General features: G+C 72.4%; 2 protein-coding genes. Both read right to left on the reverse strand.

The window, feature by feature from the left end:
• The coding region (locus tag BKE38_RS29140) for a hydantoinase/oxoprolinase family protein (RefSeq protein WP_076960604.1) at positions 1-1,982 on the reverse strand (1,982 nt) is incomplete at its 3' end.
• Between the two features lie 100 nt (positions 1,983-2,082).
• The coding region (locus BKE38_RS29145) for an FAD-binding oxidoreductase (protein ID WP_278247659.1) at positions 2,083-2,414 on the reverse strand (332 nt) is incomplete at its 5' end.

Genomic DNA, 2,414 nt, shown 5'->3' on the forward strand with positions numbered 1-2,414 from the left:
AGAAGATTTCCCTCAGGATCGGGCGCCGCCTGCCAGCCGGGCGGCAGAACGACCGTCGACCAGGCATCCTCGATGATGGCCGGGCCCTGCACGGGACTTCGCAAGCCCGTGCGGGCCAGGATGGCGGTGACGACGCGGCCATGGCCGGCAAACATGCAGTCGCGCGACCGCGGCGGGCGGGGCGTTCCCGGCGCCTCGGCGCGGGGCGGCGCCATCCCGGTCGGGCGGCGAGCCTCGACACGCAGGGATTCGATGACACAGGCCTCGCCGGTGGCATAGCCGAACAGCGCCTTGTGACGGCGGTGGAAGTCTTCGGTCAGGGCCTCCGGCGACAAGGGCGGCGCGAAGGGCACGGGGAGAGCGTCGCTCTGCGCGGCATAGCGCATCAGCGCGACGCGCTCGATGCCGATCTCCCCGGGCGCCACGCCGTTGGCCAGCAGCGGGGCGGTGGCCTCGGCTTCCAGTTCCGCCAGTCGGGCCGCGAAGAGCCCGGCGTCGAAGCCTTGCAGCGGCAGGCGCAGCGTCCGCTGCTGCAGGAAGCTGAGATCGGCGGCAAGACATCCCAGCGCGGAAAAGGCGCTGGAGGCTGCGGGCACGATGATCTCCGACAGGCCATAGGTCTCGGCCAGGCCCACCGCATGCATCGGCCCGCCGCCGCCGAAGGCCAGAAGGCTGCAGTCGCGGCCATCGACGCCGCGCTCGACCGTGACGCGGCGCAGCGCCCGGGCCATGGCGGCGTTCGCCACCTTGACGATGCCAAGTGCGGCCTCCTCGACGCCCATCGACAGCGCCTCGGCGATCGGCGCGATGACGGCGCGGGCGGCGGCGACGTCCAGCTGGATGGCATCCCCCAGCTTCGCCGCCGGATCCAGGTAGCCGAGCACGGCATTGGCGTCGGTGATGGTGGGGAGCCGGCCGCCGCGGCCGTAGCAGGCAGGGCCCGGCTCGGAACCGGCGCTGTCCGGACCGACGCTCAGCCCGCCCGGGCCGAGGCGGACGATCGAGCCGCCGCCGGCACCGATGGAATGCACCGCGAGCATCGGCTGGCGCAGCGGGCGGCCGCCGATCATGCGGGTATCGGCCATCTCGGCAGCACCGTCGACGATCAGGCAGACATCCGTGGTGGTGCCGCCCATGTCGAAGGTCAGCACCCGCGGCCGGCCCAGCCGCTGGGCGATGCGGGCCGAGGCGGCGACGCCGGCGGCCGGGCCCGACATGGCCATGACCAGCGGGCGGCGCTTCACCGCCGGCACCGGCACCATGGCGCCGGCCGAATGGAAGACCTGCAGCCCCGCTCCGATCGGCAGTCTTTCTTCCAGCTCCGACAGGTATTCGACGGCGATGGGCATGGCGGCGGCGTTGAAGGCGGTGGAAGACGCCCGCTCGTATTCGCGGGCTTCCGGATTGACCTCGTGCGACAGGGAGAGATGCGGGACCAGGCCGGCCAGGCGCTCGGCCAGCAGGCGTTCATGCGCCGGGTTGGCGTAGGAATGCAGCAGGCAGACGGCCAGGCTCTGCACGCCGCGCCCCTCCAGCCAGGCGGCCAGGCGGTCGATCTCCGCCTGCTCCAGAGCCAGCTGCACGGCACCGTCGGGGCCGATGCGCTCGCGCAGACCGAAGCAGAGTTCGGGCGGCACCAGCGGCGGCGCCTTGGGCGGCACGTCGAGGCGGTAGAGCTCCTGGCGGCGGTAGCGGCCGATCTCCAGCACATCCTCGAAGCCGGCGGTGGCAACGAGGGCGGTGCGCGGCAGGCGGCCCTCGACCAGGGCGTTGGTCACCCGGGTGGTGCCATGGACGAAGCGGCGCACATCGGGCTCGGCCAGGCCAACCGCCGCGAGGGCCTCGAGCATGGCCCGCACCGGGGCAGCGGGGCGGGAGGGCACCTTGGCGAGGCGGCGCTCGTCGGTCAGCCGGTGCAGGGCGACGATATCGGTGAAGGTGCCGCCGATATCGGTGCCGATGTCCCAATCACGTTGCGCCAATGCTCTGCCCCGCTGTCCCGAGGACCCGGGGATGCCGGGCCGTCGCGACAGGGAAGCCGAAACCTCTGGCCTGGAGAAGAGCCAGATTCTGCCCGATCCTCTAGGCCAGAAGCTTCCCCGGATTCATGATGCCCCGGGGATCGATGGCCTGCTTCACCGCCCGCATCAGCCGCAGCTCGGCGGGCGGCGCGTAATGGGCCAGCTCGGCACGCTTCATCTGGCCGATGCCGTGCTCGGCGCTGATGCTGCCGCCCAGCGCCGCCACCACGTCGTGCACGGCGCGATAGACGTCCTTGGACCGGGCCAGGAAGGCCTCGGCCGTCACGCCCTCCTTCGGCTGGGCCAGGTTGAAATGGATGTTGCCGTCGCCGACATGGCCGAAGGCCAGCAGCCGGGCGGTCGGGATCACGGCCAGCGCCGCCGCTCCGGCCT

The sequence above is a fragment of the Teichococcus deserti genome (assembly GCF_001982615.1).
GTDB lineage: Bacteria > Pseudomonadota > Alphaproteobacteria > Acetobacterales > Acetobacteraceae > Pseudoroseomonas > Pseudoroseomonas deserti.